General features: G+C 67.0%; 1 protein-coding gene. It reads right to left on the minus strand.

Features of this window, described 5'->3' with window-relative positions; translation table 11 throughout:
* Positions 1-261: DNA-directed RNA polymerase subunit alpha C-terminal domain-containing protein (locus TN53_RS43915; protein WP_046264543.1), on the minus strand; the 261-nt coding region annotated here is incomplete at both ends.

A 261-nucleotide genomic window follows, 5' to 3' on the forward strand; every position in this document is an offset into this window, starting at 1 on the left:
GCCCTCACGCTTGAGGCAGTTGTACGACCGAACGGTGAGCTCCAGCTCCTCGATCGGCAGCGCCAGATCAGCGGCAAGGGCGGCGTCCGTGGGGGACGGGCCCATGTCGATGCCCTCGGCGTCGATGTTCAGCTCGCGGGCCAGACCGAACAGCTCGACCAGCGTCTTACCGGCGGAGGCCATGGCGTCACGCGGACGCATCGCCTGCTTGGTCTCGACGTCGACGATCAGCTTGTCGAAGTCGGTGCGCTGCTCGACACG

Source organism: Streptomyces sp. WM6386 (genome assembly GCF_000972385.1).
Classification (GTDB): Bacteria; Actinomycetota; Actinomycetes; order Streptomycetales; family Streptomycetaceae; genus Streptomyces.